At 62.2% G+C, this 13,053-nt stretch carries 13 protein-coding genes; 11 read left to right on the forward strand and 2 right to left on the reverse strand.

Annotation, left to right across the window (positions count from 1 at the left end):
* Window positions 1-263, forward strand: a 263-nt coding sequence (locus tag Y708_RS23555) for a dihydrodipicolinate reductase C-terminal domain-containing protein (RefSeq protein WP_035775613.1), incomplete at its 5' end; no start/stop codon positions are given.
* Window positions 260-727 carry a hypothetical protein gene (locus Y708_RS0107170; RefSeq protein WP_028279395.1) on the forward strand — a complete coding sequence of 156 codons (468 nt, stop codon included), beginning with the start codon at window positions 260-262 and terminating at the stop codon, window positions 725-727. The genes Y708_RS23555 and Y708_RS0107170, both read left to right, overlap by 4 nt.
* A gap of 4 nt (window positions 728-731) precedes the next feature.
* On the opposite strand, the gene Y708_RS0107175 is transcribed toward Y708_RS0107170, so the two are convergent.
* On the reverse strand, window positions 732-1,913 hold the full coding sequence (locus Y708_RS0107175; protein ID WP_051478788.1) for a heparan-alpha-glucosaminide N-acetyltransferase domain-containing protein: 1,182 nt from the start codon (window positions 1,911-1,913) through the stop codon (window positions 732-734).
* A 141-nt stretch (window positions 1,914-2,054) separates the two neighbouring features.
* Here Y708_RS0107175 and dapA point away from each other — a divergent pair, with 141 nt between their 5' ends.
* The 6 genes from dapA (at window position 2,055) to Y708_RS0107205 (ending at window position 9,235) form a co-directional block, all read left to right on the forward strand.
* Window positions 2,055-2,999, forward strand: coding sequence for a 4-hydroxy-tetrahydrodipicolinate synthase (gene dapA, locus Y708_RS0107180; RefSeq protein ID WP_028279397.1), 945 nt, complete (start codon window positions 2,055-2,057; stop codon window positions 2,997-2,999).
* Window positions 3,000-3,001: 2 nt separating this feature from the next.
* The gene (locus Y708_RS0107185; protein WP_028279398.1) at window positions 3,002-4,693 is read left to right on the forward strand and encodes a ribonuclease J; all 1,692 of its coding nucleotides are present in this window, start codon (window positions 3,002-3,004) and stop codon (window positions 4,691-4,693) included.
* A gap of 62 nt (window positions 4,694-4,755) precedes the next feature.
* Entirely contained in the window at window positions 4,756-7,593 is a 2,838-nt protein-coding gene (locus tag Y708_RS0107190) for an FtsK/SpoIIIE family DNA translocase (RefSeq protein WP_028279399.1), read from the forward strand.
* 9 nt (window positions 7,594-7,602) lie between these two features.
* Window positions 7,603-8,193, forward strand: coding sequence for a CDP-diacylglycerol--glycerol-3-phosphate 3-phosphatidyltransferase (pgsA, locus tag Y708_RS0107195; protein WP_028279400.1), 591 nt, complete (start codon window positions 7,603-7,605; stop codon window positions 8,191-8,193).
* The gene (locus Y708_RS23560; RefSeq protein ID WP_051478789.1) at window positions 8,190-8,702 is read left to right on the forward strand and encodes a CinA family protein; all 513 of its coding nucleotides are present in this window, start codon (window positions 8,190-8,192) and stop codon (window positions 8,700-8,702) included. Before pgsA ends, Y708_RS23560 begins: the two co-directional genes overlap by 4 nt.
* Before the next feature lie 95 nt (window positions 8,703-8,797).
* On the forward strand, window positions 8,798-9,235 hold the full coding sequence (locus Y708_RS0107205) for a helix-turn-helix domain-containing protein (protein WP_028279401.1): 438 nt from the start codon (window positions 8,798-8,800) through the stop codon (window positions 9,233-9,235).
* A 52-nt stretch (window positions 9,236-9,287) separates the two neighbouring features.
* Here Y708_RS0107205 and Y708_RS0107210 read toward each other — a convergent pair whose 3' ends face one another.
* Complete coding sequence (locus tag Y708_RS0107210) at window positions 9,288-9,761, reverse strand: MarR family winged helix-turn-helix transcriptional regulator (protein ID WP_028279402.1); 474 nt, start codon at window positions 9,759-9,761, stop codon at window positions 9,288-9,290.
* Window positions 9,762-9,788: 27 nt separating this feature from the next.
* On the opposite strand from Y708_RS0107210, the gene Y708_RS0107215 reads away from it, so the two are divergent.
* From Y708_RS0107215 to Y708_RS0107225, 3 genes are all read left to right on the forward strand, one after another.
* Complete coding sequence (locus tag Y708_RS0107215; RefSeq protein ID WP_343212959.1) at window positions 9,789-10,022, forward strand: DUF3046 domain-containing protein; 234 nt, start codon at window positions 9,789-9,791, stop codon at window positions 10,020-10,022.
* A 232-nt stretch (window positions 10,023-10,254) separates the two neighbouring features.
* Window positions 10,255-11,319 carry a recombinase RecA gene (gene recA, locus Y708_RS0107220; protein WP_028279404.1) on the forward strand — a complete coding sequence of 355 codons (1,065 nt, stop codon included), beginning with the start codon at window positions 10,255-10,257 and terminating at the stop codon, window positions 11,317-11,319.
* A gap of 157 nt (window positions 11,320-11,476) precedes the next feature.
* Complete coding sequence (locus tag Y708_RS0107225; RefSeq protein ID WP_035775631.1) at window positions 11,477-11,902, forward strand: regulatory protein RecX; 426 nt, start codon at window positions 11,477-11,479, stop codon at window positions 11,900-11,902.
* The last annotated feature ends 1,151 nt before the right edge of the window (window positions 11,903-13,053 follow it).

Genomic DNA, 13,053 nt, shown 5'->3' on the forward strand with positions numbered 1-13,053 from the left:
CCGCAAGCCCCGACGCGACCAGCACCGGCCGCGAGGGCGCCCGCGGATGCGAGGTGGACGGTGTCCGGGTTCACTCGGTGCGGCTGCGCGGGCTCGTGGCGCATCAGGAGGTGCTGCTCGGCGGGACCGGTGAGCAACTCACCATCCGGCATGACTCCTTCCACCGCGAATCCTTCATGCCTGGTGTTCTCCTGGGGATCCGCCGGATCGCCGACCATCCGGGACTTACCGTCGGACTCGACGGCTATCTGGACCTGCTGTGACTGCTTTCCTGGCGACCGCGAAACGCCACCGCGCCAAAATTGGCGTGGCATTTGTGACGCTGCTGTTGATTTTCTGGCTGGTGGTGGCCCTGCAACGCAGCGTCATCCTGATGATGGATCCCAACCCGGTGGCCAAGGCCCTGGGCGTGGCATACCTGCTGCTGCCGCTGATCGGGGGCTGGGCATTGATCAGGGAACTCCGCTTCGGCGCGCAGACCGAAAAGATGGCCAGGATGCTTGAGGCTGAAGGCGGCCTGCCGGTGGATGATCTTCCACGCACTCCGGCCGGACGAATAGTCCGCGAAGCTGCCGATGCCCGTTTCCCGCAGTATCAAGCCGAAGCGGAGTCCACCCCGGAGGACTGGCGCAGCTGGTTCCGGCTCTCGTGCGCCTATGACGCCGCGGGGGACAGAACGCGTGCGCGCAAGGCAATGAGGGACGCAGCCAAACTTTTCAAAGGCTGAGCGCCTACTTTTGCGACCGTGCCCTGGGGGAACGGGCAACCTCGGATGCCCCGGCTGTCACGTACTCCAGCGGTCCGCGGGCACTGAGCTTGTGGAGCAGAAGTCCAAGACCAACAAAGAGCGCCACCTGCAACCAATACACCGGTTCCGGATCCGGCACGGGCTGCTGCATGTCGACGAGGCTCATGATCCATACGTGCAGCGAATAGAGCGTGAGCGTGATCGCGCCGGGTGCGGAGAGCGGCAGCAGAAGCGAACTGATCCGGCGGGTGGCCAGCAGGCAGAGTCCGACGACGGCGGCCGAGGTTCCAACCGTGTGCAACAGGTCCAGCGGCGCACCCGAGTGCGGGGCGCTGACAGCGAGCCACCACCAGGAGCCGGTCTGGTCCAGGCTTGAGAGGCTGACGTCCAGCATGGCTTCGATGTTGAACCGTTGGCCGTCCGGCGTTTGCTGCAGGGCTTGAAGGCCGCCGAGCGGCCCAAGCAGAACCCCGGAAATGAGTTTTGCCACGGCTGCAAGGGCGACGCCGCCCAGCAGCAGGGCCAACTGTACCCGGGCCGCGGAGAGCTTGAGCCGCCCTATCGCCATGCCGATCAGCAGGTAACTCAGCCACTGCAATGCAGGGTAATAGCCCGTGACCGTGATGTCCGCGAGCAGGGTCCACGGCTGCAGGAAGTCCTCGACAATGGGATTGCCGTCCAGCTCGGATGGATTGACGCTGCGCTGGACCCATGGCCGCAGCAGGAACGCCGCAACGGGTGAGAGCAGTGTCCATCCCGCGGCCCACCAGATGAGCTTCGAGAAGGGCAGCGACACAAAAGGCAGGGCCATGAGGAACAGCACGGCGTAGTGGAACAGGATGACGGCAATGTTGGTTTCCAGTCCGCCGAGCATCAGTGCAACAACCGCGATGACGACGGCGCGGGCCGCAATTCCACGACGGTCACTGGAGAGCGCGGACCCGGTATGCTGCCTGCTCCCGCCCGTGAGCAGCGCCAGCCCAATCCCGGCCACCACGGCAAACAGTGCGGAGGACCGTCCGGCGAACGTCAGTCCAATCCAGGAGGCCTCCGCCGTGCCGGGCACGTACAACGGGAAAACGTGCGTGGACATCATGCCAAAGAGGGCGATTCCCCGTGCCGCGTCGATGCCGCTGAGACGCGCGGAAGACTTTGTCAACACCATGATCAGATGTTCTCACGCCTGGCCGGGAGGGCCCCACCGGACGGCTTCCTCGACGGATCTCCGATCGCTCCTTCGTCGCTTGGTCGATCACCGGATTCATGGGTGCCACCAATGCACGACGAAGCAGGTAACGTTTTACCCATGGCTGAATCCGACATCCGCAACCTTCCCTTTGGGTCCCTTGTCACCGCACTCATCACCGTTTTCACCACGGATGGCGCGGTGGACTACGACGCAACCGCCGGGTTGGCCGCACGGCTGGTGGACGATGGCTGCGACGGGCTGGTGATCTCGGGCACAACGGGCGAGACCTCAACGCTTGAGGACCAGGAGAAAGAGGACCTGTTCCGAGTGATCGCGGAGACGGTTGGCGGCAGGGCAAAGGTCATCGCAGGCACGGGCACCAACCACACCTCTCACTCGGTGGAGATGGCTCAGCGCGCCGAACGTGCAGGTGCGGATGCCCAGCTTGTGGTCACGCCGTATTATAACAAACCAACCCAGGCCGGAGTGCTCGCCCATTTCGATGCGGTCGCGGACGCCAGCGACCTTCCCATCATGATCTACGACATTCCGGGCCGGTCCGGAATTGCCATTACCACTGAGACAATGATCCGCCTTGCGGATAACCCAAAGATCCAGGCGCTCAAGGATGCGAAAGCGGATTTCGCTGCCCTCACCCGGGTACTCGCCAACACCAGCCTCGACGTCTATGCAGGCGACGACGGACTGACCCTTCCGTGGATGACCGCGGGTGCGGTGGGGCTCGTCAGCGTCAGCGCCCACGTGGCGACCGTCCAGTTCCGGGCACTCGTGGACGCAGCGGCCGCCGGGGACCTGGCCCGTGCCCGGCAGATCCACTTTGAACTTGATCCCGTTGTGCGCGCGGTTATGACGCATATACCAGGTGCGGTGTCCGCCAAACAGATCCTGAGGATGCAGGGCATCCTTTCCAATTCGGTGGTCCGGCTGCCGTTGGTCGAGCCTTCGGCGATCGAGATGGAAGCTGTCCTGGCGGACCTGGCCGAGGCCGGATGGGACTTCTCCAAGGGACGCCACCCGGCGCCATCCCGCGAAAGGTCGTAAATATGACAGAATCCGCAGCGTCACCAATCATTGGCCCGCCAGCGCTTGACGAGGGGACCCTGCGGATAGTCCCGCTGGGCGGGTTGGGTGAGATTGGCCGTAACATGGCCGTTTTCGAGATCAGCGGAAAACTCCTGATCGTGGACTGTGGGGTGCTGTTCCCCGAAGAGACCCAGCCCGGCGTGGACCTGATCCTGCCGGACTTCTCCTACATCGAAGACAGACTTGACGACGTGGTGGGCCTCGTCCTCACCCATGGCCACGAGGACCACATCGGTGCCGTCCCGTACCTGCTACGCCTGAAGAAGGACATTCCGCTGATCGGGTCGCAACTGACCCTTGCCTTGATCGAAGCAAAACTTCAGGAACACCGCATCAAGCCCTACACGCTGACAGTTTCGGAGGGGCAGATCGAGCAGTTCGGGCCGTTCGAATGCGAGTTCGTGGCAGTGAACCACTCGATTCCCGACGCCCTTGCCGTTTTTATCCGCACGGCGGCAGGCACGGTGCTTCACACCGGCGACTTCAAGATGGATCAGCTTCCGCTGGACGGCAGAATTACCGACCTACGCGCCTTCGCGCGACTCGGTGAGGAAGGCGTGGACCTCTTCATGGTCGATTCCACCAATGCGGATGTCCCGGGATTCACGACGGCGGAGCGGGAGATCGGCCCGGAACTCGACCGGCTTTTTGGCCAGGTCAAAAAGCGGGTGATTGTCGCGTCCTTCTCGTCCCATGTGCACAGGGTTCAGCAGGTCCTCGACGCAGCCAAGGCGCATGGCCGGTTTGTCTGCTTTGCGGGCCGGTCCATGGTGCGCAACATGTCCATTGCCTCGAAACTTGGCTATCTGAAAGTGCCGGACGGCATTTTGGTGGATATCAAAAACGTTGACAACCTGCCTGATGACAGGGTGGTGCTCATGTCCACCGGATCGCAGGGCGAGCCCATGGCTGCGCTGTCCCGCATGGCCAACGGCGATCACCGGATCACCGTGGGCAAGGGAGACACGGTGATCCTGGCGTCGTCGCTCATCCCGGGCAACGAGAATGCCGTGTTCCGCGTGATCAACGGTCTGCTGAAACTGGGTGCGGACGTTATCCACAAGGGAAACGCAAAGGTGCATGTGTCCGGACATGCCTCCGCAGGCGAACTGCTGTACTGCTATAACATCCTGAAGCCGCGCAATGTCATGCCTGTCCACGGTGAGACGAGGCACCTGATAGCCAACGGAAAGCTGGCCATCCAGACCGGCATCGCGGAGGAGAATGTGCTGCTGGCCGACGACGGATCGGTGATCGACCTCAAGGACGGCGTTGCCCGCTTTGTGGGAGCAGTGGAGTGCGGCTTTGTCTATGTTGACGGCTCGAGCATCGGTGAAATCACCGACGCGGACCTGAAGGACCGCCGGATTCTCGGTGAGGAAGGCTTCATCTCGATCATCACTGTGGTGAACCGCAGCACAGGCAAGATCGTTTCGGGCCCGGATATCCATGCCCGCGGCTTTGCTGAGGATGACTCTGTCTTTGATGAGATCAAGCCCAAAATCAATGCTGCGCTGGAGGAAGCGGTGATCAGCAACAAGGACCATACCCCGTACCAGTTGCAGCAGGTGGTTCGCCGCGTCGTCGGTACGTGGGTCAACCGCCGCTACCGCCGCCGGCCGATGATCATCCCGGTGGTTCTCGAGGCTTAAACCGTCGGGCAGAGCCGCGCAAATCCACGGTCCGGAGGGCTTTGTCGGGTACGGTTGCCACTATGGCTACTCGTACTTCTCCACGGCCGCAAAGCCCCCAGCCCCGAGGTTCGCAGCAGCCGCGTAGCAAAAGCACCCAGGCCGCTGCGCGCTCTGGCCGGGCCGGGCCGAAAACCAAGCAGCAGCCCGTTCGTGAAGAGAATCACCTCCCGTTCCCGCTGAGGGCGCTGCGCGGGCTGTGGATGGGCATTGCCCACATGGTGGCTTCGGGAATCCGGAAGTTTGGCCATGATGTGCATCCTCAAAAGGAACTCCGCCGCGACGGTACCGGGTTCTTCCTGATCTTGGTGGCAACCGCGGTTGCCACGGTCGAATGGTGGGCTTTGAACGGTCCGGTCGCTGCTGGAATCCATGCAGTAGCCGGCGGGACCTTTGGCTGGATGGCGCTGCTGGTACCCTTCATGCTCCTGATTGGAGCCGTGCGTCTGTTCCGTTATCCGGAAAATCACCGGGCCAACAATAGAGTGGGCATTGGCCTCACCATTATGTTGTTTGCCGGATCGGGTATTACACATCTGGTGGGTGGACAGCCGGCCCTGGCCGATGGGTTCGGACGCCTCTGGCAGGCCGGAGGCGTGGTTGGTTTCCTCATCGCAGGACCTGCCAGCCAGATCATCATTCCCTGGGCTATTGGGATTGTCTTGGGCTTCCTGATCTTTGTCAGCGTCCTGATCGTCACAGCCACCCCATTCCGCCACATCCCCTCCAGGCTGCGCGCCCTGTATGAACACCTGATGGGGCAGGACCTGATCGACGCGGACCGGGGTCAAAGCCCGGACGAGCACGATCAGAGCTACCTCACCGAGCGCCATGCCGACAAACCGGCCAAACCGAAACGGAAGATGCGGCTCTTTGGCCGTGACAAGGCCGCCGAGAAGGCCCAGGCGGAGCTCGACGGGTACGTGGGCGATGAAGCATTCGAGCGCGCGGTCGTGAACGACTCACAGTCCGGTGAATCGGAACCGCAGGTGCCTCCGGGCGTCCGGCGTCCCACCCGGCAGGAACTCGCCGCTGAGAAAATCAAGCGCGACCAGGGTATCGGTGAGCAGCAGAACACCGGAACCGACACGGCCCCCGCTACTGAGGCAATGGCTGTCCTGCCGCCGTCGCCCCTGCCCACGGCGGCCCCGGTCCTGCACGTGCCCTCCAACCCGGTACAGCCGCAGGCACCACCGACTCCCATCCCGCAGCGCACGGAGCAGCTCTCACTGGCGGGAGATGTCACCTACACCCTGCCGCCGTCGGACTACCTGCCGGCCGGAACCCCGCCGAAGGAGCGCTCCGAAGCGAACGACGCCATCGTCGCCGCCCTCACGCACACACTGAACCAGTTCAACGTGGATGCGAAGGTCACCGGGTTTTCACGCGGCCCCACCGTGACACGCTATGAGATCGAGCTTGCGCCCGGAACCAAGGTGGAGAGGGTCACTGCCCTGTCCAAGAACATCTCCTACGCGGTGGCAAGTTCGGATGTCCGGATTCTGTCGCCGATCCCGGGCAAATCGGCCATCGGCATTGAGATCCCAAATACGGACCGCGAGACGGTTTCGCTGGGAGACGTACTGCGCTCAGGCAATGCCCGCAAGACCGACCACCCTATGGTGATGGGCGTGGGCAAGGACGTCGAGGGCGGGTTTGTGGTCGCCAACCTCGCCAAGATGCCGCATCTGCTGGTGGCCGGAGCAACCGGCGCCGGTAAGTCCTCGTTTGTGAACTCCATGATCACCTCGGTGCTGATGCGTTCCACTCCTGACGAGGTCCGCATGGTCATGGTGGACCCCAAGCGGGTGGAACTCACTGCGTACGAGGGCGTACCGCACCTGATCACGCCGATCATCACCAGTCCCAAGAAGGCCGCCGAAGCTCTGCAATGGGTGGTCCGCGAGATGGATACCCGCTACGACGACCTCGCCAACTACGGGTACAAGCACATCGATGATTTCAACAAGGCTGTCCGCAACGGGAAGATCATCCCGCCCGAAGGCTCCAAACGGGTAGTGCGCCCGTACCCATACCTGCTGGTGATCGTGGACGAACTGGCGGACCTGATGATGGTGGCCCCCCGCGATGTCGAAGACTCGATCGTGCGCATCACCCAGCTGGCGCGCGCCGCTGGAATCCACCTGGTGCTGGCGACCCAACGTCCGTCAGTCGACGTCGTCACCGGCCTGATCAAGGCCAACGTGCCCTCACGGATGGCATTTGCGACCTCGTCGGTCACCGACTCCCGCGTAGTCCTGGACCAGCCGGGAGCCGAGAAACTGATCGGACAGGGTGACGCTCTGTTCCTCCCGATGGGTGCCTCCAAGCCGATGCGTGTCCAGGGGGCGTGGGTCACCGAGTCCGAGATCCACCGCGTGGTGGAGCACGTCAAGGGTCAGCTGAAGGCCAACTACCGCGAGGATGTCGCTGTCGAGGCGCCGAAGAAGCAGATCGAGGACGATATCGGGGATGACCTCGATGTGCTGCTGCAGGCGACCGAGCTGGTGGTCACCACGCAGTTTGGTTCCACCTCCATGCTGCAGCGAAAGCTTCGCGTCGGGTTCGCGAAGGCCGGGCGCCTGATGGACCTGCTCGAATCCAGGGGAGTGGTGGGGCCGTCCGAAGGATCCAAGGCCCGCGATGTGCTGGTCAAGCCGGATGACCTCGGGCCGGTGCTGGCAGCCATGCGCGGTGACGGCCCGGTAGAGCCCGCAGCCGCGCAACCGGTGGCTCAGGCAGCAGCGCACGCGCCGGTTGACCTGGTTGCCGACGATCTGGCGGCACGGACCCAGGCCATCGATTACAACGACGCCGGGGATGACGGTTCAGAGGACGCCTGGAACCTCACGGGAAGGTAGCCTTATGGCGTGAGCAACACTCCCGCCCAACCCGTTTCCAGGCTGAATATAGCCAACGTCCTCACAGTGGTGCGGATATTGCTCGTTCCGTTTTTCGTATGGTTTCTGCTTATCGACAACGGAGACGGCGGCCTGTTCCGCTGGCTGGCCGTCGTGGTTTTCGCCGTGGCCATCTATACGGACAAGCTCGACGGCGACCTTGCCCGCAGCCGAGGGCTGATCACCGATTTCGGCAAGATCGCCGACCCTATCGCTGACAAGCTGCTCATCGGCTCGGCGTTGGTCCTGCTTTCTGTCCTCGGAGAGTTGTGGTGGTGGGTGACCATCGTCATTCTTGTCCGGGAGGTGGGTATCACCCTGCTCCGTTTTGCGGTAATCCGTTACGGCGTGATGCCTGCATCGCGCGGCGGGAAACTCAAGACGGTCATCCAGACATTCGCCGTGTTCCTTTACCTGCTTCAAGCTGCTCTGGGTGATTGGGCGTGGTGGGTTGCCGTCGTCGTCATGATGGCAGCGGTCCTGGTAACAGTGGTGACCGGTGTCGATTACGTTCTGCAGGCACTCCGGCTCCGTCGCACGTCCCGGAACGCTGCTTCGTGAACAACAATGCTGCCGCTCTTCCGCGTGCTGTGATCGACGCGGCCCTGAGGGCAGGCGTGACCATCGCCACCGCCGAGTCTTTGACTGCGGGGATGATCGCTGCAGAGTTGGCCACGGTTCCTGGAGCATCGGGAACGCTGCGCGGGGGAGTCGTGGCTTATCACAATGAAGTCAAGGAAGAGATCCTTGGTGTTGATCATGCCCTGCTGGAGTCGGAGGGGTCCGTCGACGGCGGTGTCGCCGTCCAAATGGCCGAGGGAGCGCGGCGAGTATGTTCCGCCGATATTGCCGTCTCCACGACCGGCGCCGCGGGTCCGGAGCCGCATGATGGCAAGGCGGTGGGCACGGTCTTCATTGCCGTGGCCTCCGCCTCCGGCGTCATGGTTGAGGATTTATCGTTCGACGGCGGACGCCAGAACATCCGCCAACTCGCCTGTGACGCGGCCTTGGAAGCGTTGCGGGTGACCATCGCCAGCCATGCGGCGGGAACAAATGACTTGACGCAATAGTTATGAATACTGTCAGCCATCGATAGGGTTGACAGATAGGCTTGGGTCAAGTGGCTAGGTAAGCCGCTGAAAGAAGAGGGAGTAAGGCGATACAGATGGTAAAGCAACCCGTGTCCGTAAACGGCGTGATCCGTTGGCGCGATGTGGGGTTGGCAGAAGATGCACAACGCAAGCCAAAGGAGCGCAAGATGGTCGTATTACGCCATGAAATTGGAGATGTCCTGCGCGATGTCCGTCAGCGCCAGGGACGAACGCTGCGTGAGGTTTCACACAGCGCCAGGGTGTCGCTCGGCTACCTCAGCGAGGTAGAGCGCGGTCAAAAGGAAGCGTCGTCCGAACTTCTCTCGTCAATCTGCACCGCACTGGATGTTCCGCTCTCCATCATGCTCCGCGAGGTGAGCGAGAGGCTCGCCGAGGCTGAGGGAGTGTCCGTACCGGACACCGTTCCTCAGGAATTTGCCCGCGAGTTCGGTGACATCCCCGATGACCTAACCGGAGAATTCCGGCGTGATCTGGCGGCCACCAACCGCTGATTCTTTACTCACTGAAAGTGGCTCGTCGACTGATCGGCGGGCCACTTTCATGTCACCAATTATCTTTGGTGTATGTCTCATTCAGTTGGGCAATCAAGCTGCCCAGGCTGGTGATGTCATCCACCTTCCAGTCCTCCATGAGTTGATGGAAAGCTTCCTTGCGTGCGGCCTGGGCGGTGGAGAGCTGACGTGATCCATCCGGGGTGAGCGTGATGGACTGCGCCCTGCCGTCCAAAGGATCAGCTGTCTTCTGGACCAGCCCAAGCTGTTCAAGCATGGCGATCTGGCGGCTGACCGAAGGCTTTCCGACGCCGATACTGGCCGCGAGCTCGGTAAGGCGCATGGACCCCTCACGCTGAAGGATCACCAGCAAACCGTAAGCCGCAGGTTCCATGTCCGGGTGCACCCGCCGCGCAACCTTGTATGAGTTTGACCGGGCGCGTCTCCACAGCATGCTGAGTTGCTGCTCCAGGGCCTGGATGGCAGTGTCAACGGAGGGGTTTGGTTCGCGGCGCTCGGCAGTCATGTCGTTCATTCTATGGTTACATCTGAAATGAGAGGATTCCTGGTGCGCACGAGTGATTTTTGGCGGTTGATGGATGACGAATTTGGTCCCGCGTATTCGCGTACGCTGGCGGCGACGCTGACCCTTGCGGACCTTGGTGACAGGACACCCGCTGACGCGTTACGCGCAGGCTTGGACCCCCGGAGAATCTGGCAGGCAGTGTGTGAGATGCAGGAGGTCCCGGCCAGCCGTCGGCTCGGACGGGACGTGAGGCCGCGTTGAGGATTTTTCTTCAAACACGCCGGAGTTAATCGAATACGTGTTCGGTTGTCGGGTTATGCTTTTGGTAGAGAAAACCCCGTTGCGACCGTCCGGGTGTTTCGTCGAAAGGCTGCCTGAGACAGGCAGGTTTTCCACATAAGAGGCAAAGTTCCACAAACTGTCGGAACCGGACGTTACGGTCGTAGTGAATGGGAAACCGGCCATTAAGGCCACGAGATAACTGAGGTGAACAATGGCCGCACCAGCCGATCGCGAGAAAGCACTGGAAGCAGCGCTCGCGCAGATTGACAAGCAGTATGGCAAGGGATCGGTAATGCGTCTGGGAGATGAGGTCCGCGCACCCATCGAGACCATCTCCACCAGCTCCATCGCACTGGACGCGGCGCTCGGCATTGGCGGGCTTCCCCGTGGCCGGGTGGTGGAGATCTACGGACCGGAGGCCTCCGGTAAAACCACGGTGGCACTTCACGCCGTTGCCAACGCGCAGCGCAACGGTGGAATCGCAGCCTTCATCGACGCTGAGCACGCTCTGGACCCTGAGTACGCCAAGCGCCTCGGTGTGGATACGGATGCCCTCCTGGTATCGCAGCCGGACACCGGTGAGCAGGCGTTGGAAATCATGGACATGCTGATCGGGTCCGGTTCCATCGACATTGTGGTGATTGACTCCGTTGCCGCCCTGGTCCCCCGTGCCGAGATCGAAGGCGAGATGGGTGACAGCCATGTGGGGTTGCAGGCCCGGCTGATGAGCCAGGCCTTGCGTAAGATCACCGGCCGGCTCAGCCAGACCAAAACCACCGCAATCTTCATCAACCAGCTTCGCGAAAAAATCGGTGTCTTCTTCGGAAGCCCGGAGACCACCACCGGTGGCAAGGCACTGAAGTTCTACGCTTCAGTCCGCATTGACGTTCGGCGCATCGAAACGTTGAAAGAGGGCACTAATCCAGTAGGTAACCGAACCCGCGCCAAGATTGTCAAGAACAAGATGGCGCCGCCCTTCAAGCAGGCAGAGTTCGACATCCTGTACGGATTCGGAATCTCCCGCGAAGGCGGCTTGATTGATGTGGGTGTCGAGAACGGTCTGGTGAAGAAATCGGGTGCATGGTTCACCTATGACGGAGACCAGCTTGGTCAAGGCAAGGAGAACGCCCGGAAGTTCCTGTTGGATAATCCGGATCTTGCTGACGAACTTGAGCGCCGGATACGGGAGAAACTTGGGGTCGGCGGTGCAGTTGAAGCACCACCCGCAGCCGCACCCGAACCAAAGCTGAAGGCAGTCGGCGGCGAGGGCCGCTGATTCGTTGGTGCTGAACCAGCGGCGGAGTGGCCGGGAGCGTAGTGGCCGGCAGCGGACGGGCGCACCTGATGGGGCCGGCGAGGGATCTGCTGCCAGTCTCGCCGCGGAAGCAAATCCGTATGAGGTTGCCCGCTCCATCGTGCTGAGACAGTTGACCATGGCTCCACGCAGTCGGTATCAGCTGGCTTGCAAACTTGCTGAACGAGATGTCTCGGTGGAGGTTGCGGAGGCAGTGCTGGACCGCTATGCGGAAGTCCAGTTGATCGACGATGCGGAGTTTGCCCGCATGTGGGTTCGCAGCCGCGCCGAATCTAATTCCCTTACCCGTAGCGCTCTCAAACGGGAACTTGCTGACAGAGGTATCTCTGGAGAACTTGCCGAAGATGCGTTGGCCCAACGGACTGATGAGGATGAGCGGGACGCCGCTGAGCGGCTGGTACGGAGGAAAGCGCGGTCGCTCCCCGAGGCCTTTGACCGTGCCGCCTATGACAAACAGGTCCGTCGCCTCGTGGGAATGCTGGGGCGCAAGGGATACAGCACCGGTCTCGCCTTCTCCGTGGTAAAGGACGTGCTGAACAGCTAACGGGTTGATAACCGACTATGGCGCGCCTATGTACTTGCCTGTAGTCTGAGCACCGTCATGTTCAGGTTGAAGGTAAAAGTTTACTCCGTGCGCGCTCAGGCCGCTGCTGTAATCCTTGCTGCCTCATTGCTGTCCGTGGGTCCGGCCGCCGCCGCGGAATCGCCGGTTGATTTCCCATCATGGGAAGAGGTCCGCGATGCGAAGGGCAACGAAGCTGCGACCAAAAACCAGGTTGCAGAGCTGGATAGCCTTCTATCCGGGCTCAGGGCGACCGCTGCCGGTCAAGGGGATGCCGCTGTCGAAGCGGCCGCGCGTTCTGCCGCGGCCAATGTTGCACTGGTTCGCGGTGAGCGCGCAGTGGCGGAGCTCGAGGGTCATTTGGAGCAGGCCGAGCTCGTGGCTGGGCGAAAGCTTCGCCAAGTTGGTGAGGCGGCCGCCCATTTCTATAAAACGGGCCAGTCTTCCGATGGCGGGTTACTGGTTTTCGCAAGCCCGGGCCGTGCCCTCGAAGTCCTGGACGGAATGGCCACTCTTCAAGTGGTCGCAGAAGGCAATTCAGCGTCGTACCAGGACGCCCGGGAGGCACAGCGCCGTGCGGAAGCATTGCGTGGCCAGCACGAGTCCGCAACGAAGGAACTCAGTGAACTCGCGAAGGCTGCGCAGGACGGGGAGCTGCTGGCCACTGAGGCAGCGGAGGCAGCCAACCAAGCAGTACAAACCCATGAAGTAGACAGCGAAGTCTTGATCGAGCAGCTGGCCGAACTCAATAATACGACCGTGGAGCTGGAATCCAGGCGGCAGAGGGGATTGCAGGAGGAACGCGCGTTTGCCCAGCAGCAAGAGCAAGCACGCCTGGCAGCGTTGCAAGAGGCTGCTGCACGAGACGCAGCCGGGGCTGTCCCTGAGGCTGCAATCCCACAGTCACCGCCGGCTGCCGGGGCGCCTGAAGCTCCTCCCACCCAACCGTCTCCGGTGCCACCGTCGACCAACCAGCCTGCACCTCCTCGGGTAGTGCCTGCACCGTCCCAGCCGCCATCGGTCCAACCACCGCCGATCAAGCCTCTGCCACCCGTTCAGCCCCCGCCTCCGCCACCAGTTCAGCCCCCGCCTCCGCCTCCGCCAGCAGTTCAGCCCCCGCCTCCGCCTCCGCC

It is taken from the genome of Arthrobacter sp. H5, assembly GCF_000520595.1.
Classification (GTDB): Bacteria; Actinomycetota; Actinomycetes; order Actinomycetales; family Micrococcaceae; genus Arthrobacter_D.